Source organism: Variovorax sp. SRS16, assembly GCF_901827165.1.
In the GTDB taxonomy this organism is placed as follows: domain Bacteria; phylum Pseudomonadota; class Gammaproteobacteria; order Burkholderiales; family Burkholderiaceae_C; genus Variovorax.
Window position 1 is genome coordinate 359,277 of sequence record NZ_LR594666.1, and the last position, 19,631, is coordinate 378,907.

Below are 19,631 nucleotides of genomic sequence, written 5' to 3' on the forward strand. Positions count from 1 at the left end.
ACGGCGATGAACGAACTCCTCGCCAAGGCGCCGCAGCGCGGCGCCGCCAAGACCCGGCGCATCCCGATCCACGTGGACGGGGCTGCGGCGCTGGGCCAGTACCTGCAGCCGCGGCCGGGCAACCTCGCGGTCGAGCGCTGTGTCGCGCCCGCGCAGTTCGACGCGCCGGCCGGGCAAGCGCAGGCGATGGGCTTCTCGCACGCGGCCTGCGGGCCGCTGGTGCGATCGAGCTGCCACGCCGACCGCCAGGCGCATGCCGCCGGTATCTGAAGCCGCCATCCGAATACCAAGGAACCAAGGAGACATCGTGGACCATCAACCCGTATCCAGACCCTTCTACCGGTCGCTCTATTTCCAGGTCATCACGGCCATCGTCATCGGTGTCGTGGTCGGGCATTTCTATCCGTCGACCGGCGAGGCGATGAAGCCGCTGGGCGACGGCTTCATCAAGCTGATCAAGATGATCATCGCGCCGATCATCTTCTGCACCGTCGTCGTCGGCATCGCCGGCATGGAGGACATGAAGAAGGTCGGCAAGACGGGCGGCCTCGCGCTCCTGTATTTCGAGATCGTCAGCAGCGTCTCGCTGGTCGTCGGCCTCGTGATCATCAACCTCGTGCAGCCCGGCAGCGGCATGAACATCGACCCGAGCACGCTCGACACCAAGTCCATCGCCGCCTACACCGGGCCCGGCAAGATGACCTCGACGACGGACTTCCTGCTCAACATCATTCCGAACACCGTGGTCGATGCCTTTGCCAAGGGCGAGATCCTGCAGGTGCTGCTGATCGCCGTGATGTTCGGCTTCGCGCTGCACCGCTTCGGCGGCCGCGGCACGCTGGTGTTCGATGTGATCGAGAAGGGCTCGCACGTGCTGTTCACGATCGTCGGCTACATCATGAAGGTCGCACCCATCGGCGCGTTCGGCGCGATGGCCTTCACCATCGGCAAGTACGGCGTCGGCTCGCTGGTTTCGCTCGGCGCGCTGATGGCGACCTTCTACGCGACCTGCCTGTTCTTCATCTTCGTCGTGCTGGGCACCATCGCGCGCTTCAACGGCTTCTCGATCTGGAAGTACATCAAGTACATCAAGGAAGAGCTGCTGATCGTGCTGGGCACCTCGTCCAGCGAGGCCGCACTGCCGCGCATGATGGTCAAGATGGAGAACCTGGGCGCCAAGAAGTCGGTGGTCGGGCTGGTGATCCCGACGGGCTATTCGTTCAACCTCGACGGCACCTCGATCTACCTCACGATGGCGGCGGTGTTCATCGCCCAGGCCACCAACACGCCGATGACCCTTGGCCAGCAGATCACGCTGCTGCTGGTGCTGCTGCTCACCTCGAAGGGCGCCGCGGGCGTTACGGGCAGCGGCTTCATCGTGCTGGCGGCCACGTTGTCGGCGGTAGGCCATGTGCCGGTCGCGGGGCTCGCGCTCATTCTCGGCATCGACCGCTTCATGTCGGAAGCGCGCGCGCTGACCAACCTGATCGGCAACGGCGTGGCCACGCTCGTCGTCGCGCGCTGGACCGGCGACCTCGACACCGAGCGCCTGCACCGCCACCTGAACCGGGAAAGCGGCACCGAGGCCGACGAGCCCGAGCTGGTGCTCGACGCGACCGAGACCCGCATGCCGGCCAGCCCGGCACGCTGATGCGCATCGCTTCGAGGCCCGCACCATGAGCGGCTCCCCATCGGCGCATCGCATCGTGATCGTCGGCGGCGGCGCGGGCGGGCTCGAACTCGCCACCCGCCTGGGCGACACGCTGGGCAGGCGCGGCCGCGCCGAGGTCACGCTGATCGACAAGCACCGCACCCACGTCTGGAAGCCCAAGCTGCACGAGATTGCATCCGGCAGCATGGACATGAGCGCGCACGAGGTCGACTACCTGGCGCAGGCGCACTGGCACCGCTTCCGCTTCCGGCTCGGCGAGCTGACGGCGATCGACCGCGCGCGGCGCGAGGTCCGCGTCGCACCCTACCTCGACGACGAAGGCCGCGAGGTCACGCCCGACCGCAGCTTCGGCTACGACACGCTGGTCATCGCCATCGGCAGCCTGAGCAACGACTTCGGCACGCCCGGGGTGCGCGAGCATGCGCTGCGGCTCGAATCGAAGATCGATGCGCTGCGCTTCCATGCGCGCATGGTCAACGCCTGCATCCGCGCCCATGCGCAGACCACGCCGCTTCGGCCCGAGCAGCTGCATGTGGCGATCATCGGCGCCGGCGCCACCGGCGTGGAACTCGCGGCCGAGCTGCACCGCACGGCGCGCCAGGTGGTCGCCTACGGGCTCGACCGCGTGGATGCCGAGAAGGACATCCAGGTCAGCCTCATCGAGGCCGCCGAGCGCGTGCTGCCCGCGCTGCCGCCGCGCCTGTCGAAGGCCACCGAGGACCTGCTGCGCGAGCTGGGTGTCGAGGTCCATACCGCGGCCAAGGTAGCCGAGGTGCTGCCGGCCGGCGTGCGCCTGGCCGACGGCCGCGTCCTGCCCGCCGAGCTGGTGGTGTGGGCCGCGGGTGTCAAGGCCCCGGACCTGCTGCGCGACATCGCCGGCCTCGAGACCAACCGCAGCAACCAGCTGGTGGTCCGGCCCACGCTGCAGACCACGCGCGACGAAGACATCTTCGCGATCGGCGATTGCTCGGCCTGCGCCTGGCCCGAGGCCAACGGCGGCGCGGGCGGCTTCGTGCCGCCGCGCGCGCAGGCCGCGCACCAGCAGGCCTCGCACGTGGCCGCGCAGATCCGGCGCCGGCTGGCGGGCAAGCCGCTCAAGGCGTATCGCTACCGCGACTTCGGCTCGCTGGTGTCGCTCGGCGAATACAGCACCGTGGGCAACATGATGGGCGGCCTGATCGGCGGCAGCCTGATGATCGAAGGCGCCTTCGCGCGCCTGATGTACATGTCGCTCTACAAGATGCACGAGCTGGCGCTGCACGGCATCGTCAAGGTCTCGCTCGACACGCTGGCCCGCCTCATCACGCGGCGCACCGAGCCGCATGTCAAGCTGCATTGAAGCGGCGCTTTCTTCTTCTCATCCCGCCATGAACTCCTCTGCCGCTCCCGGATTCGACGCCGCGAACTGGTTCGATGCGTCTGCCCTGATGCAGGCGTGGCAGCAGAGCCTGACGCAGGGCCATCTGCAGTTCGCGACCGCCATGCGCGGCGCGCTCGATGCCGCGCCGCTCGACGAGCGCGACAAGGGCCGCTGGGGCTTCGCACTGCGCCAGGTGATCGATGCGATGAACCCGGCCAACTGCCTCGCGACCAATCCCGAAGCGCTGCAGGCCGCGCTTGACAGCGGCGGCGAGAGCCTGCGCGAAGGCGCGCGCCTGTTCCTCGAGGACGTGGCGAAGGGGCGGGTGTCGATGTCCGACGAGAGCGCCTTCGAGGTCGGCCGCAACGTCGCCACCACGCCGGGCAGCGTGGTGTTCGAGAACGAGCTGATGCAGGTCATCCAGTACGCGCCGAGCACGGCGAAGGTCCATCGCCGGCCGCTGCTGATCGTGCCGCCCTGCATCAACAAGTTCTACATCCTCGACCTGCAGCCCGAGAGTTCGCTGGTCGCCTATGCGGTGGCCGAGGGGCACACGGTGTTCCTGGTCTCCTGGCGCAACGTCGATGCGCGACAGGGCCGGCTCGGCTGGGACGACTACGTCGAGCACGGCGTGCTGCAGGCGATCGAGGTGGCGCGCGGCGTCGGCCGCAGCGAGCAGGTCAACACGCTGGGCTTTTGCATCGGCGGCACTCTGCTCGCCAGTGCACTGGCGGTCGCGGCTGCGCGCGGCACGCAGCCGGCGGCCAGCCTGACGCTGCTCACGACTTTGCTCGACTTCACCGACACGGGCGAGCTCGGCCTGATGGTGGACAAGGCGCTGGTGGCCGCGCGCGAAGCGGCCATCGGCAAGGAGGGCCTGCTGCGCGGGCGCGAGCTGGCGCAGGTGTTCGCGGCGCTGCGTGCCAACGATCTGATCTGGCCCTATGTCGTCAACGGCTACCTCAAGGGCCAGGCGCCGCGCGCCTTCGACCTTTTGTTCTGGAACGGCGACGACACCAACCTGCCGGGCCCGATGTACTGCTGGTACCTGCGCAACACCTACCTCGAGAACCGCCTGCGCGAGCCCGGCGGGACGGTGCAGTGCGGCGTGCCGGTGGACCTGTCGCGCATCGAGGCGCCGGCCTTCGTCTATGCCTCGCGCGAGGACCACATCGTGCCCTGGCAGACCGCCTACGCGAGCGTGGCGCTGCTGGGTGGCCAGACGCGCTTCGTGCTCGGCGCCAGCGGCCACATCGCGGGCGTCATCAACCCGCCCGCGAAGAAGAAGCGCAACCACTGGGTCGGCGATCCCGCGGCCGGTGCCGGCGCGTGGCTCGAAGCCGCGCAGGGCATCGACGGCAGCTGGTGGCCCGCATGGAGCGAGTGGCTGGGCACGCACGCCGGCACGCGCATCGCGGCGCCGGCGGCGGCCGGCAATGCCGAGTTTCCCGTCATCGAGCCCGCACCCGGGCGCTACGTGAAGACCAAGGCGGCCTGAGCGCGAGCCGTCGTCATTTCATCCCTCCATCCCCATCCCAACCCTGAAGGAATTTCTCATGACAGATGAAATCGTCATCGTGGCCGCACAACGTACGGCGGTCGGCAAATTCGGCGGCGCGCTCGCCGGCACGGCGGCGCCCGATCTCGGCGCGCATGTGGTGAAGGGCCTGCTGGCCAAGGCCGGCGTGCCCGGCGATGCGGTCTCCGAAGTGATCATGGGCCAGGTGCTCACGGCGGCCTCGGGCCAGAACCCGGCGCGGCAGACGGTCATCAAGGCCGGGCTGCCGATCGGCGTGCCGGGCCTGACCATCAACAAGGTCTGCGGCTCGGGCCTCAAGGCCGTGATGCTGGCGGCGCAGGCCGTGAAGTGCGGCGATGCCGAGATCGTGGTCGCCGGCGGCCAGGAGAACATGAGCGCCGCGCCGCATGCGCTGCCCAACTCGCGCAACGGCCAGCGCATGGGCGACTGGAAGCTGGTCGACACCATGATCGTCGACGGTCTGTGGGACGTCTACAACCAGTACCACATGGGCACCACGGCCGAGAATGTGGCGAAGAAATTCGGCATCACGCGCGAGATGCAGGACGCGCTCGCATTGGCCTCGCAGCAGAAGGCCGCGGCCGCGCAGGACGCGGGCCGCTTCGACGACGAGATCCTGCCCTTCAGCATCGCGCAGAAGAAGGGCGACCCGATCGTCTTCAAGGCCGACGAGTTCGTCAACCGCAAGACGAACGCCGATGCGCTGGCCGGCCTGCGCCCCGCCTTCGACAAGACCGGCTCGGTGACCGCCGGCAATGCCTCGGGCCTGAACGACGGCGCGGCCGCGGTGCTGGTGATGTCGGCCGCGCGCGCCGCGTCGCTGGGCCTGCAGCCGCTGGCCGTGATCCGCGCCTGTGCGAGCGCCGGGCTCGATCCCTCGCTGATGGGCATGGGCCCCGTGCCCGCCTCGCAGCTGTGCCTGAAGAAGGCCGGCTGGAAGGCGCAGGACCTCGACCTGATGGAGATCAACGAGGCCTTCGCCGCCCAGGCCTGCGCCGTCAACCAGGAGATGGGCTGGGACACCCGCCGCATCAACGTCAACGGCGGCGCCATCGCCATCGGCCACCCGATCGGCGCGTCCGGCTGCCGCGTGCTGGTGACGCTGCTGCACGAGATGCGCCGCCGCGGTGCGAACAAGGGCCTGGCCTCGCTGTGCATCGGCGGTGGCATGGGCGTGGCCCTTGCTGTCGAGCGAGCCTGAGAACCCATTCTTCAACGACAACAGGAGCAAGAACATGAGCAAGCAACGCGTGGTGCTGGTGACGGGCGGCATGGGCGGCCTGGGCGAGACCATCTCGACCAAGATGGTGGATGCGGGCTACCGGCTCGCGGTGACCTATTCGCCGGGCAACAAGACGCATGCCGAGTGGGTGGCGCAGATGAAGGAGCGTGGCTATGACATCCTCGCCGTGCCCTGCGACGTGGCGGACTTCCCGTCCTGCACGGCAGCGGTGGCCGACGTGGAGCGCCAGCTCGGCCCGGTCGACGTGCTGGTCAACAACGCCGGCATCACGCGCGACACCACCTTCAAGAAGATGGACAAGGTCAACTGGGACGCGGTCATGCGCACCAACCTCGACAGCCTGTTCAACATGACCAAGCAGGTCGCCGACGGCATGGTCGAGCGCGGCTGGGGACGCGTGATCAACGTCTCGTCGGTGAACGGTTCGAAGGGCGCGTTCGGCCAGACCAACTACTCGGCCGCCAAGGCCGGCGTGCACGGCTTCACCAAGGCGCTCGCGCTCGAGGTGGCGAAGAAGAACGTGACCGTCAACACCATCTCGCCCGGCTACATCGGCACCAAGATGGTCACGGCGATTCCGAAGGAAGTGCTCGACAGCAAGATCCTGCCGCACATCCCGGTGGGGCGCCTGGGCAAGCCGGAGGAAGTGGCGGGCCTGATCATCTACCTGGCCTCCGAGGAGGCGGCCTTCGTGACCGGCGCCAACATCGCGATCAACGGCGGGCAGCACATGCAGTGAGCGCGGCACCCTGACAGCGACGCCGAAAGAATAGCCATGGACGCCCTGATCCTGGCCCGCATGCAGTTCGCGGCCAACATCACCTTCCACATCCTGTTCCCGACCATCAGCATCGCGCTGGGCTGGGTGCTGCTGTTCTTCCGGTTGCGCTGGCGCCGCGCGCTGCGGCGCGGCGAGCCCGCGTTGGCGCAGGCATGGCTGGATGCCTACCGCTTCTGGACCAAGGTGTTCGCGCTCAGCTTCGCGCTCGGCGTGGTCAGCGGCATCACCATGAGCTTCCAGTTCGGCACCAACTGGCCGGGCTTCATGGAGAAGGTCGGCAACATCGCCGGACCGCTGCTCGGCTACGAGGTGCTCACGGCCTTCTTCCTCGAGGCCGGCTTCCTCGGCGTGATGCTGTTCGGCCACGGCAAGGTGAGCGAAGGCGTGCACCTGATGTCGAGCTTCTTCGTCGCCTTCGGCACCACGCTGTCGGCGTTCTGGATCCTGGCGCTGAATTCGTGGATGCAGACGCCGGCCGGCTACGAGATCGTCGATGGCATCTATCACGTGAAGAGCTGGGTCGACGTGATCTTCAACCCGTCATTTCCCTACCGCTTCACGCACATGCTGCTGGCCTCGGCATTGACCTGCGCCTTCCTGCTGACCGGCCTCTCGGCATGGCAGCTGCTGCGCGGCGCGGGCCGGCGGTCGGCGGCGCCGGTGATGCGCGTCGGCCTCACGCTCGCGGCGATGCTGGTGCCGCTGCAGATCGTGGTCGGCGATGCGCACGGCCTCAACACGCTCGAACACCAGCCGGCCAAGATCGCCGCCATGGAAGGCGTGTGGCAGACCGAGCGCCGCGTGCCGCTCTTGCTGTTCGCGATCCCCGATGGGGCGACGCGCAGCAACCATTTCGAGCTCGCGGTACCGGGCGTCGCGAGCCTGATCCTCACGCACCAGGCCGATGGCGAGATCAAGGGCCTGAACGAGTTCCCCGACGCGCATCCGCCGCCGCTGCCGCTGTTCTTCGCCTTTCGCATCATGGTCGGTATGGGCCTGCTGATGCTGGCGACCAGCTGGGTCGGCTGGTGGCGGTACCGGCGCGCGAAGTGGCAACCGGCGCGCTTGCCGCGCGCGCTGCTCTGGGGCTTCGCATGCATGACCTTCTCGGGCTGGGTCGCGACCGTGGCCGGCTGGTACGTCACCGAGATCGGGCGCCAGCCCTTCATCGTCTATGGCCTGCTGCGCACCGCCGACGTGGCCTCGGCGGTGGCACCCTTGATGATCGGCCTCACGCTGGCGCTGTACGTGACGCTTTACCTGTCCCTGATCGTCGCCTATGTCTCGGTGCTGAAGTACATGGCCGAGAAGCCCGATGCGGTGCTCGAGATCGAGGCCGCCGAAGAGACCGCGACGCCGGCCGGCGCCATCACCGGGCAGCTGCCGGCAGGAGCCTCGCCATGACCTGGATGGGCTTCGATGCCGCGCTGCCGGTGATCTTCATGGCGCTGATGGGCGTCTCGATGCTGGTCTATGTGGTCAGCGACGGCTACGACCTCGGCGTCGGCATGCTGATGCACCGCGCCACCGATGCCGAGAAGGACGTGATGGTCGCCTCCATCGGCCCCTTCTGGGATGCCAACGAGACCTGGCTCGTGCTGGGCGTCGGCATCCTGCTGGTCGCGTTCCCGAAGGCGCATGGGCTGGTGCTGGGCGAGCTCTACCTGCCGGTCGCGCTGATGCTGGTCGGGCTCACCTTGCGCGGCGTCGCCTTCGACTTCCGCGTCAAGGCGCGTGACGCGCACAAGCGGACCTGGGACCGCCTCTTCTTCGCCGGCTCGACGCTGGCCTCGGTGGCGCAGGGCTGGATGCTCGGGCGCTATGTGAGCGGCTTCGGCACCGGCTGGAACTTCACGCTGTTCGCGGCCGCCATCGCCGCGGCGCTGCCGATGGCCTACGTGCTGATGGGCGCGGCGTGGCTGATCATGAAGACCGACGGCGAGCTGCAGGCGCGCGCCGTGCAATGGGCCCGCATCGCCTGGGCGCCGATGATCGGCGGCCTGCTGCTGATCTCGATGGCGACGCCGTGGATCAGCGCGACGGTGCGCGCGCGCTGGTTCGCGCTGCCCGAGATCATCGCGCTGATGGCGATCCCGCTGATGTCCGGCGTGGCCTTGATCGCGGTGGCCGGCGTGCTCAACGTGCGTGCCGTGCGCGGCCCGCTGTGCTGGCTGCCCTTCGCGCTGATGATCGTTGTCTTCGTGCTCGGCTTCCTCGGCCTCGCGTACAGCATCTATCCCTACGTCGTCATCGACAAACTGACCCTCTGGCAGGCGGCCAGCAGCCCGGAGGCGCTCAAGGTCATCGGCATCGGCGCCTGCATCTCGGTGCCGGCCATCGCGGGCTACACGGTGTTCTCCTATCGGGTCTTCCGCGGGAAGATCGGCGAACTCAAGTACGCATGAGCGGGGATTCACACTGATGCGTGCGGCAGTGCCTTGTGCGATACACGGTCCCATGCCGTTCGCGCCCGATCTCCGCCCCGCATCCCGCACGGAAGCTTCGCGCCGCTGGCGTGGCCTGCTGCGCTGGTGCGGCGCACTGGCACTCGTCGCGGCCGCGGCCTACGCGGGGCACCGGCTCACGATGCAGGCGAGCCTGAAGAACCTGCGCGAGGCGCAGGAGCATCGTCTCGACATGCTGGCCACCGCGCTCGGCGCCGACCTGGCCCGCTTCGACTACCTGCCGGCCTTGCTGCAGATGACGCCGGTCGTTCCCGCGCTGCTCGATGCGCCGGCCGACGCGCAGCTGCGCGATGCCGTCAACCGCTACCTCGGCGGCGTCAATGCCACGGCGGGCGCGGAGATGCTCTACCTGCTCGATGCCGGCGGCACTTCGCTGGCAGCGTCCGACTGGGACCGGCCCGGCACCACGGTCGGACAGAATTTTTCCTTTCGACCCTATGTGATCGATGCGCTGAAGCTCGGGCGGGGCCGCTTCTACGGCGTCGGCATCACCAGCCGCAAGCCGGGTTACTACCTCTCGTACGCGCTGCGCCGCAGCGATCGCATGGGCGGCGTGGTCGCGGTCAAGGTCAATCTCGAAGAGGCCGAACGCGCCTGGCGCAAGCTGCCCGGCGACGTGCTGCTGGTCGACGAGCGTGGCGTCGTCATCCTCTCCACGCGCGACGATCTCAAGTTCAGGCCGCTGGCGCCGCTGGGCGCGCATCAGCTGGACGACGTGCTGCGATCCCGCACCTACGGCACCGCCGATCTGAAGCCGCTGTACTGGACGCCGATGCAGGCGCTGGCTTCCGATGCGCAGGTGGCGGTGCTTGACGGCCACGCCGATCTCGCATCGACACGCACGCTCCGGGAGGCGCCCTGGCGGCTGGTGGTGCTGGACGACCTCGCGCCCGCGCGCGCGGCGGCGCGCTATGGCGCGATCACCGCAAGCCTCGCCATGGCGGTGCTGCTGCTGCTGGCCGTGACCCTGCGCCAGCGCCGGCGCGCGGTGCGCCAGAAGCTGGCGAACCAGGCCGCGCTGCAGGCGGCGCACGACAACCTCGAATCGACCGTCGTCGCGCGCACCGCGCAACTGCGCGCGGCCCAGAGCGAGCTGGTGCATGCCGGCAAGATGTCCGCGCTCGGCCAGATGTCGGCGAGCATGGTGCACGAGCTGAACCAGCCCCTTACCGCGCTGCGCACGCTGTCGGACAGTGCCGGCATCCTGCTCGACCACGACCGCCCCGACGAAGTGCGCGGCAACCTGCAGCGCATCACCGGCATGGTGGACCGCCTGGCACGCCTGACCTCGCAGCTGAAGACCTTTGCCCACAGGAGCGACGCGCCGCTCGCGCCGGTGCCGCTGGCGCGCAGCATCGCCGATGCGCAGGCCCTCGTCGGTGCCGAATCGAAGGCCCATGCGATCGCCGTCGAGGTCGACGTGCAGCCCGCCGGACTCAGCGTCATGGCCGACGCCGCGGGCATCGAAAGCCTGCTGGTCAACCTGATGCGCAACGCGATCGATGCGATGCAGCACGCGCCGCAGCGCGTGCTGCGCATCGAGGCCCGGCCGCAGGGCGCACGCGCGATCCTGACGGTCAGCGACACCGGCCCGGGCATCCGCGCCGACATCCTGCCGCGCCTGTTCGAACCCTTCGTCACCAGCAAGTCGGCCGGCGCCGGTCTCGGGCTGGGCCTGGTCATCTCGGCACAATCGGTGCGCGGCGTCGGCGGCACGCTGCAGGCGGCCAACCGCGAAGGCGGCGGCGCCTGCTTCACCGTCGATCTGCCGATCGCCGCAGAACAGGAGTGACCCGACAGTGAGTGAAGCCATTTCCATCCGTGTGCTGCTGATCGAGGACGACGACGACGTGCGCCAGAGCACCGCGCAGGCGCTCACCCTGGCGGGCTTCGCGGTCGAATCGTTCGCGAGCGTCGAGCGCGCACGCGCGCAGATCGTGCTGGGCGCGCCCGTCGTGGTGGTCTGCGACGTGCGTCTGCCCGGCTCGAGCGGCACCGACTGGCTGCCCGAGATCCGCACCATCGACGCCGAGATCCCGGTGATCCTGATCACCGGCCACGGCCACATCGCGATGGCGGTGCATGCGATGCGCGACGGCGCCTACGATTTCATCGAGAAGCCCTTCACCTCCGAGCGCATGAACGCCATCGTGCGCCATGCGGTGGAACGGCGGCAGCTCACGCTGCAGGTGCGCGCGCTGCGCGATGCGCTGGAGAACTGGAGCGGCATCCAGGGCGTGCTGATCGGCCGCTCTGCGCAGATGCAGCAGGTGCGCGCCACCGTCATGACGCTGGCCGGCACCTCGGCGGACGTGCTGATCTACGGCGAGACCGGCACCGGCAAGGAACTGGTCGCGCGCTGCCTGCACGACCATGGCGAGCGGCGCCGGCAGCACTTCGTTCCGCTCAACTGCGGCGGTCTGCCCGAATCGCTCGCCGAGAGCGAACTCTTCGGCCACGAAGCGGGCGCCTTCACCAGCGCCAACCGCGTGCGCATCGGCAAGTTCGAATACGCGCACGGCGGCACGCTGTTCCTCGACGAGATCGAGAGCATGCCGATGGCCGTGCAGATCAAGCTGCTGCGTGCGCTGCAGGAGCGCTGCATCGAACGCATCGGATCGAACAAGCCCATCCCCTTCGATTGCCGCGTCGTCGCGGCCAGCAAGGACGACCTCAAGTCGCTGAGCGACCAGCAGAAGTTCAGGGCCGACCTGTACTACCGCATCGGCGTCGCCTTCATCGAACTGCCGCCGCTGCGCGAACGGCGCGAGGACATCCCGCTGCTGTTCGAGCACTTCACGCTGCTGGCGGCCAGCCGCTACGAGCGCGCCGCGCCGATGCTCACCCACGCGCAGCTCGCCGACCTGATGGCCTATGCGTGGCCCGGCAACGTGCGCGAGCTGCGCAACGTGGCCGACCGCTTCGTGCTCGGCCTCCTCGGCGAACGCCTGACGCAGGCGCGCAGCATGGGCCAGGGGCCGTCCGCGCTGCCGCACGGGCTGCCGCAGCAGGTCGAGCATTTCGAGCGCACCGTGATCGTCGAGGAGCTGCGCCGCCACCGCGGCGACCAGCCCGCCACCGCAGGCGCACTCGGCATCGCGCGGCAGACGCTGTACGACAAGCTGCGAAAGCTCGGCGTGTCGGCCGAGGACTTCAAGTGACAACACGCAGCGGCGCTGCGCCGCAATAAAACGAAACACGCCGAAACCGCCGCGAAAGGACTTCGCGGCGCGCGCGCCGCACCATCGGGTCTCCCTGATCGATTCCGATCGTTGTTGTTGAAGGAAGACCCTCATGAAACACTGGTTCAAGCGTTCCCTCTTCGGTATCGCCGGCGCGGCTCTGCTCGCCGGCAGCCTGGCCGGCTGTGCCGGTTCCCGCCACGGCTGGAGCGGCGACTCCGCCGAATTCCGCGCCCGCATCGTCGAGCGCGTCGGCAGCCGGCTCGACCTCGACGCGGTACAGAAGCAGAAGCTCACCGTGCTGACCGAGAAGATCCAGGCGCAACGCGCGGCACTGCGCGGCGGCGGCGATCCGCGCGCCGAGTTCCGGGCGCTGTTCGCCGGCGCCAAGCTCGACCAGGAGCGCGCGAAGAAGCTGGCCGACGACAAGATGGCGGCGCTGCAGGCCGGCAGTCCCGAAGTGATCGCGGCCGCGGCCGACTTTTTCGACAACCTGAATCCGGCGCAGCAGCAGAAGGTGCGGGAATTCATGGAGCGTGGTCGCCGTTGGAGAGGATAAAGCTCGCCCCCAGGCTTGCCCACTTCGTGTGGCCGCCCACCCCCTACCGGGGGCAACACCAGCGGCCCGGCGAAGCCGGTTGCACGGTGTTCCCCGAACGGGCCCGGCCTTGCCGGCCGGCCTCATCGTTAGCCACCTCCTTGCTCGTGGGCACAATCGCCTCATGGCTCGCATCCTGCTGATCGACGACGACGCACACCTGGCCGCACCGCTGGCAAGCTACTTCGCGCGCTTCGATTGCGTGCTCGACAGCGCATCGCGGCCGAGCGAAGGCCTGGCCAAGCTGCGCGCCGGAAGCTACGACGCAGCCATCCTCGACGTCATGCTGCCCGAGATGGACGGCTTCGCGCTGTGCCGCGAGATCCGCAAGGAGAGCGACATCCCGATCGTGATGCTGACCGCGCGCGGCGACGTGATGGACCGCGTGGTGGGCCTCGAACTCGGCGCCGACGACTACCTGCCCAAGCCCTTCGAGCCGCGCGAGCTGGTGGCGCGGGTGCAGACCATCCTGCGGCGTCAGCGCACGGCGCCGGCGCAGCCCGCATCCGCGCAGCGCCGCGTGTTCGAAGGCCTCGCCATCGACCTCGACAAGCGCGAAGTGCTGCGCCAGGGCGAGCGCGTGGAGCTCACGGGCACCGAGTTCGAGCTGCTCGCGCTGCTGGCCGGCGAGCCGGGCAAGGTCTTCAGCCGCGACGACATCCTCAACCGGCTGCGCGGCCACGAGGCCGAGCTCTACACGCGCGCGGTCGACATCGTGGTGAGCCGGCTGCGCAAGAAGCTGGAGCCGCTCGACTGCATCAAGACGCTGCGCAACGCGGGCTATGCGCTCGCGGTCGGAAAGGGCTAGCGCGTGATGCGGCGCGGGCTCGACGCAAGCGCCGGCATCGGCCGCCGCCGCTGGCGCCATCGCTGGCGCCATTCGCTGCGCCTGCGGCTCGTCACCGTGTTCGTGCTGCTGGCGCTGGCGATGACGGCGGTGTTCATCGCCGGCATGCAGGGCACGTTGGCGGGCGGATGGCGCGAGGCCGGCCGGCCGCTGATCAAGGACTACGTCGATCGCATGGTCGCCGAGATCGGCACGCCGCCCGATGTCGCGCGGGCCGAGGCGCTGACCACGCGCCTGCCGATCTCGATCCGGATCCAGGGGCCGGTGGTGAACTGGGAATCGCATCCCGGGCGCATGGACCGGCGCGGCTTCGGACCGCGCGGCAACGAGCTGCTCAGCCGCACCACGGCCGACGGCCATCGCATCAGCTTCGGCATCGGCACGCTGCCGTGGCACGAAGGCGCAAGCGGCATCGGCTGGACCACGCTGGCGCTGCTGCTGCTGCTGATCGCCTGCGCGTTCGCCTATGTGCGACGGCTGCTGCGCCCGCTCGACGACATCCGCGAAGGCGCCGAGCGCTTCGGCCGCGGCGCCTTCGACGCGCCGATTCCGCTGCGCCGGCGCGACGAACTGGGCGATCTCGCGCAGCGCATCAACACGATGGCGCACGACCTTCAGGGCATGCTCGATGCCAAGCGCGCGCTGCTGCTGGCGCTGAGCCACGAACTGCGTTCGCCGCTGACCCGCGCGCGGCTCAATGCCGAGCTGCTGCCCGCCACGCCGGAGGGCCGCACCGAGCGCGAAGCCTTGCTGCGCGACCTGGGCGAGATGCGCGATCTGATCAGCGACCTGCTCGAAAGCGAGCGCCTCGCGAGTCCGCATGCGGCGCTGCATCGCGAGCCGGTCGATCTGGCCGCGCTGGTGGAGGAGGTGCTTGGCGATCTGCCCGGCGGCGCGGATGTGACACGCGAGCTCGCGCCCGGCCTGCCCGCGCTCGCGCTCGACCGCACGCGCATCCGCCTCCTGGTGCGCAACCTGCTGGACAACGCGCTGCGCTACAGCAGCGGCGCCGCGCGGCCGCCGCGCATTGCGCTGCGTGCGGCCGGCGGCGGCATCGCGCTCGAGGTGCGCGACTTCGGCCCCGGCGTCGATGCGGCGCAGCTCGAACGGCTGACCGAGCCCTTCTACCGCACCGACAGCGCGCGCCAGCGCGCGACCGGCGGCGTCGGGCTCGGCATGTACCTGTGCCGGCTGATCGCCGAGGCGCACGGCGGCTCGCTCGCGGTGCGCAATGCGCAGCCGGGGCTGCAGATCGACGTGTCGCTCCGCTGATTCGCTCGCGCCGAAGCGCGCGCCTGTCGCGTCCGCTACCGTGGTCGCCGCGCGCCGGGGCTAGCATGCGCATCCACCGTCAGCCCCCTCCAAGGAGACCTTCATGAGCAGCAATCTCAGCAACCACCAGGTCCGCCTCGCCAAGCGGCCCGAAGGCCTGGCCACGCGCGACAACTGGCAGTTCACCACCGAGCCGGTCGGCGATCCGGCCGAGGGCGGCGTGCTCGTCAAGACGCTGTCGCTCTCGCTCGACCCCGCGATGCGCGGCTGGATGAACGAGGGCAAGAGTTACATCGCGCCGGTCGAGATCGGCGCCGTCATGCGCGCGGGCGGCGTCGGCCGCGTGGTGGCCTCGCGCAACCTGGGCTTCGCGGTCGGCGACACGGTCTACGGCACGCTCGGCGTGCAGGAATACCTGCTCGTCGCGCAGGAACAGGTCAAGGGCCTGGCGAAGATCGACCTGCGCGCCGGCTCCATCACGCAATGGCTCAACGTGCTCGGCATGCCCGGCATGACCGGCTACTTCGGCCTGATGGATGTGGGCCAGCCGAAGGCGGGCGAGACGGTCGTCGTCTCGGGCGCGGCCGGCGCGGTCGGCCAGACCGTCGGCCAGCTCGCCAAGATCAAGGGCTGCCGCGCGATCGGCATCGCCGGCGGTCAGGCCAAGTGCGACTGGGTGGTGAAGGAGCTCGGCTTCGATGCGTGCATCGACTACAAGGCCGGTCCGTCGGCCGTGCGCGACGGACTGAAGACGCATTGCCCCAAGGGCATCGACATCTACTTCGACAACGTCGGCGGCGAGATCCTCGATGCGGCACTGGCGCGGCTCGCGCGCGGCGCGCGCATCGTCATCTGCGGCGCGATCAGCCAGTACAACAACACGACGCCGGTGCAGGGTCCGAAGAACTACCTGAGCCTGCTGGTCCACCGCGCGCGCATGCAGGGCATGGTGGTGTTCGACTATGCCGACCGCTATCCCGTGGCCATCGCCGAGCTGTCAGGCTACCTGAAGGACGGCCGCATGAAGAGCCGCGAGGACGTGGTCGAGGGCATCGACACGTTCCCCGAAGCGCTGACGCGGCTCTTCACGGGCGAGAACTTCGGCAAGCTGGTGCTGCAGGTGGCGAAGGACTGAGCGCGGTCACGCGCGGATGCGCGAGCCCATCACCGCGGCCGCGATGATCAGCGCGGCCGCGAGCGCGATGCTCCAGCTCAACGGCCGGCCTGTCACGAGCATCAGCAGCGCGGTCGAGGCCAGCGGCGTGATGTAGCTCAGGATGCCGAGCTGGCGCGCATCGCCGCGCTTGAGCGCCATGTCCCAGAAGAAGAAGGCCGCGCCCAGCGGACCGAGGCCGCACAGAACGATCAGCAGCCCGTCGCGCAGCGATAGCGCGGCCGAGGGTTCGAGCAGCACATGGCAGGCCAACGACAGCACGCCTGAAATCAGTCCGAACAGGCCGATCGCCGTGGTCGGAAATGCCGGCACGCGTTTCGTCCACAGCGAGTAGCTGGCCCAGATGAAGGCCGAGCCCAGCGCCGGCGCGAAGCCCCAGTAACTCACGCCCGCGCCGACTGTCGACGCGTCACCGCCGCGCGCGCCGAGGATCGCGATCGCCGCGCCCGCGAAGCCCAGCAGCGCCGCGACCACGTGCATCGGACGCAGCGACAGGCCCGGCAGCAGCAGCGGCGCCAGCACCACCATGAGGAGTGGCCACAGGTAGTTGACGAGGTTGGCCTCCACCGGCGGCGCATGCCGCAGCGCGATGAAAAGCAGGAAGTGGAATCCGAACAGGCCATAGACGCCGAGTGCCAGCGTGCGCGCCGGGATGGCCCATGCCTGGCGGTCGCGCAGCACCGATGGCCAGCTCAGCACGCTGCCGACCAGCAGCGCCAGCCCCGTGAGCAGGAAAGGCGGCACGTGCGAGAGCGCGGTGCCGAAGGAGGCGAGCGAGGCCCAGAGGGCGATGGCGACGAGGGCGTTCAGCGTGGGCGACATGAATTCAATCAAAGCCGAAGCAGCAGCGCCGAGGCCGCGCAGACCAGAAGAAACGGAATGCTGATGCGATGGAATTCGCGCAGCCCGTGCGGCACCTTCGCGAGCCGCAGCGCGATCAGGTTGGCCAGCGAGCCCAGCACGCAGCCGAAGCCGCCCACGCTCACGCCGGCTGCCAGCGCCGGCAGGTCGTGCACGTAGCGGTCGAGCAGGATCGCGGCCGGCACGTTGCTGATGAACTGCGAGCTCACGATCGCCGCGAGGTAGGCGCGCCAGCCTTCGGCGATCGGCCATGCCTGCAGCAGCGCCGAGACCGCGGGAAGATACGCCAGCTGCCGCAGGTCGACGAACATCAGCGCGATGATCGCCAGCAGCGCCCAGTCGATGCCGAGCAGCACGCGCGGCCGAAAGAGCAGGAAGGCGGCGAACACCACGCCGAGTCCGGCCAACAGCCAGTGCCGATCGAGTGCGACCACGAAGCCGATGAAGAGCGCCCCCGACAGCGCGAGCAGCCGCGGCTGCACCGGCGCCGCATCGGCCGATGGCTTGAGCGCGATCGGCGTGCGCGGCACCAGCAGCCAGACGGCGACGAAGAGCCAGAACAGCATCGCCGCGACCGTCGGCGCCATCATGGTGATGAAGCCCGCGAAGCTTTCGCCGGAGCGGTGCCAGAGATAGAGGTTCTGCGGATTGCCGATCGGCGTCAGCGCCGAGCCGGCATTGACGGCCAGCGCTTCGAGCACCACCAGCCGCCCCAGCGGCAGATGGGCCTGCGCCGCCAGCACGCGCGTGAGCGGCACCAGCAGGAACAGGCTCACGTCGTTGGTGACCAGCGCCGACAGCAGGGCCGCGCTGGCGGTGAGCATCAGCGCCAGTCCGCGCAGATGGGTCGCGCGTGCGAGCAGCCGCTGCGCGGCCGCCTGCAGCATGCCGCTCTGCTCGACGCCCTGCGTGATGGCCAGCAGGCCGGCCAGCGCTCCGAGGGTCTGCCAGTCGATCAGCTTCGGATAGTCGGGCAGTGCACGCGGACGCAGGATCGCGAAGCCGATCGCGACCAGCACCAGAACCCACAGCAGCCCGTTGCCGCCGCCGCCGTGTTCGGACGGCTGCGGGGCAGCCTCAGCGCGCGTCACGTTCACGCAGTTCGCGCTTGAGCACCTTGCCGATGGCACTGCGCGGAAGCTCGTCGATGTACTGCAGGCGCGCGAGACGCTGGGTCTTGCCGACTTGCGCGTGGGTCCATTGCAGCAGCGCCTCGGCGCTGGTGTCGTCGCCGGCATGCCGCACGACGAAGGCCACCGGCGTCTCGCCCCATTGCACGGAAGGCACGCCGACGACGGCGACGTCGGCCACCGCCGCGTGCCCGCGCAGCACGGCTTCGAGATCGCTCGGATAGATGTTGAAGCCGCCGCTGATGATCATGTCCTTCTTGCGATCGAAGAGCACGAGGAAGCCGTCCTCGTCGAAGCGGCCGACGTCGCCGGTGCGGATGAAGCGTTTGCCGTCGGGGTCGAACCACTCGGCCTCGCGCGTGCGCTCCGGCTGGCGGTGGTAGCCCACCATCATGCCGGCTGAATGGCCCACGACCTCGCCTGCTTTGCCGCGTGCGACCTCGCGGCCTGCATCGTCGATCAGCCGGATGTCGCTGCCCTCGGCCGGCCGGCCCACGGTGTGCAGCTTGGTCGGGTGCAGGTGCGCCTCGAGGATGCAGGTGCCGCCGCCTTCGGTCATGCCGTAGAACTCGATCAGGCCGCCGGGCCAGCGCTTCAGCACGTCGGCCTTGAGCGCGGCGTTGAAAGGTGCGCTGGTGCTGAACTTGGCGTGGAAGCTCGACAGGTCGAAGGTGTCGAAATCGGGATGCGCCATCAGCCGCTGGTACTGCACGGGCACCAGCATCGTGTGGGTCACTCGATGGCGTTGTGCCAGCGCGAGGTAGCCGGCGGCATCGAACTTGGGCATCAGCACGACGCAGCCGCCATAGGCGATCGTCGGGAAGAAAACGACCAGCGTGGTGTTGGAGTAGAGCGGCGTGGACAGCAGCGTGACCGTGTCCGGTCCATAGCCGTACTTTGCGCCGCGCCGCACGTGCGCCCAGCGCATGCCGTGGCCCTGCACGATGCCCTTGGGCTCGCCGGTGGTGCCGGAGGAATAGATGATGTTGAAGGGCGAGGTGGACTGCAGTGCGACCGCTGCGGGCCGCGCTTCGGCGGGTGCCAGCCAGGCGTCGAAGTCGGCGCCGGCTGCTGATCCATCGAGCGCGATGCGGGGGATGGCGCGGTCGCCGGCCGCTGCGATGAGTTCGGCCGCGGCCGCATCGACGAACAGGATGCGCGCCTCGGCGTCGTCGATCATGCGCGCCAGGCTGGCCGCGGTCGAGCCGGGCGCCAGCGGCGCGACCGCCACGCCGGCCCGCAGCGCGCCGAGGAACAACGCTGCATAGGTCACGCTCGAGGCGGCGCAGATCGCGATTGCATCACCGGCCTGCAGGCCGTCGCGCTGCAGGCTGGTGGCGATCCGGTCCATCAGCGCGTCGAGCGCGCCCCAACTCAGTTCGCGTGTCGCATCGACCAGCGCAGGCCGCTCGGGCCGATGCTGCGCCTGGAGCCGGACCAGGTCGGCGATCAGATTGAAGTCGCGGTCCATCGCCGCCAGGATCGGGCTCATGCCGCTGCCAAGAA

17 protein-coding genes are annotated in these 19,631 nt (G+C 69.3%); 14 read left to right on the plus strand and 3 right to left on the minus strand.

Annotation, left to right across the window (positions count from 1 at the left end):
- Positions 1-6 precede the first annotated feature (6 nt).
- The 14 genes from E5P2_RS01780 (at position 7) to E5P2_RS01845 (ending at position 16,095) form a co-directional block, all read left to right on the plus strand.
- The gene (locus E5P2_RS01780) at positions 7-270 is read left to right on the plus strand and encodes a hypothetical protein (protein ID WP_162565460.1); all 264 of its coding nucleotides are present in this window, start codon (positions 7-9) and stop codon (positions 268-270) included.
- The gene (locus tag E5P2_RS01785) at positions 254-1,651 is read left to right on the plus strand and encodes a dicarboxylate/amino acid:cation symporter (RefSeq protein ID WP_162565461.1); all 1,398 of its coding nucleotides are present in this window, start codon (positions 254-256) and stop codon (positions 1,649-1,651) included. Before E5P2_RS01780 ends, E5P2_RS01785 begins: the two co-directional genes overlap by 17 nt.
- Before the next feature lie 25 nt (positions 1,652-1,676).
- Positions 1,677-3,011 carry an NAD(P)/FAD-dependent oxidoreductase gene (locus E5P2_RS01790; protein ID WP_162565462.1) on the plus strand — a complete coding sequence of 445 codons (1,335 nt, stop codon included), beginning with the start codon at positions 1,677-1,679 and terminating at the stop codon, positions 3,009-3,011.
- Between the two features lie 28 nt (positions 3,012-3,039).
- Positions 3,040-4,530, plus strand: a complete 1,491-nt coding sequence (phaC, locus tag E5P2_RS01795; protein WP_232080549.1) for a class I poly(R)-hydroxyalkanoic acid synthase — start codon at positions 3,040-3,042, stop codon at positions 4,528-4,530.
- A 58-nt stretch (positions 4,531-4,588) separates the two neighbouring features.
- Positions 4,589-5,773: an acetyl-CoA C-acetyltransferase gene (locus E5P2_RS01800; protein WP_162565464.1), complete on the plus strand. Its 1,185-nt coding sequence runs from the start codon at positions 4,589-4,591 to the stop codon at positions 5,771-5,773.
- Positions 5,774-5,807: 34 nt separating this feature from the next.
- Positions 5,808-6,554: an acetoacetyl-CoA reductase gene (gene phbB, locus E5P2_RS01805; RefSeq protein WP_162565465.1), complete on the plus strand. Its 747-nt coding sequence runs from the start codon at positions 5,808-5,810 to the stop codon at positions 6,552-6,554.
- 36 nt (positions 6,555-6,590) lie between these two features.
- On the plus strand, positions 6,591-8,000 hold the full coding sequence (locus E5P2_RS01810; protein ID WP_443083495.1) for a cytochrome ubiquinol oxidase subunit I: 1,410 nt from the start codon (positions 6,591-6,593) through the stop codon (positions 7,998-8,000).
- Between the two features lie 5 nt (positions 8,001-8,005).
- Positions 8,006-9,001 (plus strand): cytochrome d ubiquinol oxidase subunit II, encoded by a 996-nt coding sequence (locus E5P2_RS01815; protein WP_197908558.1) that lies wholly within the window; start codon positions 8,006-8,008, stop codon positions 8,999-9,001.
- A gap of 52 nt (positions 9,002-9,053) precedes the next feature.
- On the plus strand, positions 9,054-10,853 hold the full coding sequence (locus E5P2_RS01820) for a sensor histidine kinase (RefSeq protein ID WP_162565467.1): 1,800 nt from the start codon (positions 9,054-9,056) through the stop codon (positions 10,851-10,853).
- Between the two features lie 7 nt (positions 10,854-10,860).
- Entirely contained in the window at positions 10,861-12,222 is a 1,362-nt protein-coding gene (locus E5P2_RS01825; protein WP_162565468.1) for a sigma-54-dependent transcriptional regulator, read from the plus strand.
- Between the two features lie 133 nt (positions 12,223-12,355).
- On the plus strand, positions 12,356-12,802 hold the full coding sequence (locus E5P2_RS01830) for a Spy/CpxP family protein refolding chaperone (protein WP_162565469.1): 447 nt from the start codon (positions 12,356-12,358) through the stop codon (positions 12,800-12,802).
- A 163-nt stretch (positions 12,803-12,965) separates the two neighbouring features.
- Positions 12,966-13,649 (plus strand): response regulator transcription factor, encoded by a 684-nt coding sequence (locus tag E5P2_RS01835; RefSeq protein WP_162565470.1) that lies wholly within the window; start codon positions 12,966-12,968, stop codon positions 13,647-13,649.
- 6 nt (positions 13,650-13,655) lie between these two features.
- Positions 13,656-14,960 carry a HAMP domain-containing sensor histidine kinase gene (locus E5P2_RS01840; protein WP_162565471.1) on the plus strand — a complete coding sequence of 435 codons (1,305 nt, stop codon included), beginning with the start codon at positions 13,656-13,658 and terminating at the stop codon, positions 14,958-14,960.
- A gap of 103 nt (positions 14,961-15,063) precedes the next feature.
- A complete protein-coding gene (locus E5P2_RS01845) occupies positions 15,064-16,095 on the plus strand; it encodes an NADP-dependent oxidoreductase (RefSeq protein ID WP_162565472.1) in 1,032 nt (343 codons plus the stop codon).
- Positions 16,096-16,101: 6 nt separating this feature from the next.
- On the opposite strand, the gene E5P2_RS01850 is transcribed toward E5P2_RS01845, so the two are convergent.
- Genes E5P2_RS01850 through E5P2_RS37635 form a run of 3 tightly spaced genes read right to left on the minus strand, consistent with a single transcriptional unit; the run spans position 16,102 to position 19,617 of the window.
- On the minus strand, positions 16,102-16,956 hold the full coding sequence (locus E5P2_RS01850; protein ID WP_162565473.1) for a DMT family transporter: 855 nt from the start codon (positions 16,954-16,956) through the stop codon (positions 16,102-16,104).
- Between the two features lie 8 nt (positions 16,957-16,964).
- Complete coding sequence (locus E5P2_RS01855; protein WP_174262622.1) at positions 16,965-18,092, minus strand: SLC13 family permease; 1,128 nt, start codon at positions 18,090-18,092, stop codon at positions 16,965-16,967.
- A complete protein-coding gene (locus E5P2_RS37635; RefSeq protein ID WP_162565475.1) occupies positions 18,073-19,617 on the minus strand; it encodes a class I adenylate-forming enzyme family protein in 1,545 nt (514 codons plus the stop codon). The genes E5P2_RS01855 and E5P2_RS37635 overlap by 20 nt, the downstream gene beginning before the upstream one ends.
- Between the last annotated feature and the right edge of the window lie 14 nt (positions 19,618-19,631).

Excerpts from the sequence above, each read along its gene's own strand:
- E5P2_RS01780 (WP_162565460.1), top strand. The coding sequence starts at position 7 with ATGAACGAACTCCTCGCCAAGGCGCCGCAGCGCGGCGCCGCCAAGACC.
- E5P2_RS01785 (WP_162565461.1), top strand. The coding sequence starts at position 254 with ATGCCGCCGGTATCTGAAGCCGCCATCCGAATACCAAGGAACCAAGGA.
- E5P2_RS01790 (WP_162565462.1), top strand. The coding sequence starts at position 1,677 with ATGAGCGGCTCCCCATCGGCGCATCGCATCGTGATCGTCGGCGGCGGC.
- phaC (WP_232080549.1), top strand. The coding sequence starts at position 3,040 with ATGAACTCCTCTGCCGCTCCCGGATTCGACGCCGCGAACTGGTTCGAT.
- E5P2_RS01800 (WP_162565464.1), top strand. The coding sequence starts at position 4,589 with ATGACAGATGAAATCGTCATCGTGGCCGCACAACGTACGGCGGTCGGC.
- phbB (WP_162565465.1), top strand. The coding sequence starts at position 5,808 with ATGAGCAAGCAACGCGTGGTGCTGGTGACGGGCGGCATGGGCGGCCTG.
- E5P2_RS01810 (WP_443083495.1), top strand. The coding sequence starts at position 6,591 with ATGGACGCCCTGATCCTGGCCCGCATGCAGTTCGCGGCCAACATCACC.
- E5P2_RS01815 (WP_197908558.1), top strand. The coding sequence starts at position 8,006 with ATGGGCTTCGATGCCGCGCTGCCGGTGATCTTCATGGCGCTGATGGGC.
- E5P2_RS01820 (WP_162565467.1), top strand. The coding sequence starts at position 9,054 with ATGCCGTTCGCGCCCGATCTCCGCCCCGCATCCCGCACGGAAGCTTCG.
- E5P2_RS01830 (WP_162565469.1), top strand. The coding sequence starts at position 12,356 with ATGAAACACTGGTTCAAGCGTTCCCTCTTCGGTATCGCCGGCGCGGCT.
- E5P2_RS01835 (WP_162565470.1), top strand. The coding sequence starts at position 12,966 with ATGGCTCGCATCCTGCTGATCGACGACGACGCACACCTGGCCGCACCG.
- E5P2_RS01840 (WP_162565471.1), top strand. The coding sequence starts at position 13,656 with ATGCGGCGCGGGCTCGACGCAAGCGCCGGCATCGGCCGCCGCCGCTGG.
- E5P2_RS01845 (WP_162565472.1), top strand. The coding sequence starts at position 15,064 with ATGAGCAGCAATCTCAGCAACCACCAGGTCCGCCTCGCCAAGCGGCCC.
- E5P2_RS01850 (WP_162565473.1), bottom strand. The coding sequence starts at position 16,956 with ATGTCGCCCACGCTGAACGCCCTCGTCGCCATCGCCCTCTGGGCCTCG.
- E5P2_RS37635 (WP_162565475.1), bottom strand. The coding sequence starts at position 19,617 with ATGAGCCCGATCCTGGCGGCGATGGACCGCGACTTCAATCTGATCGCC.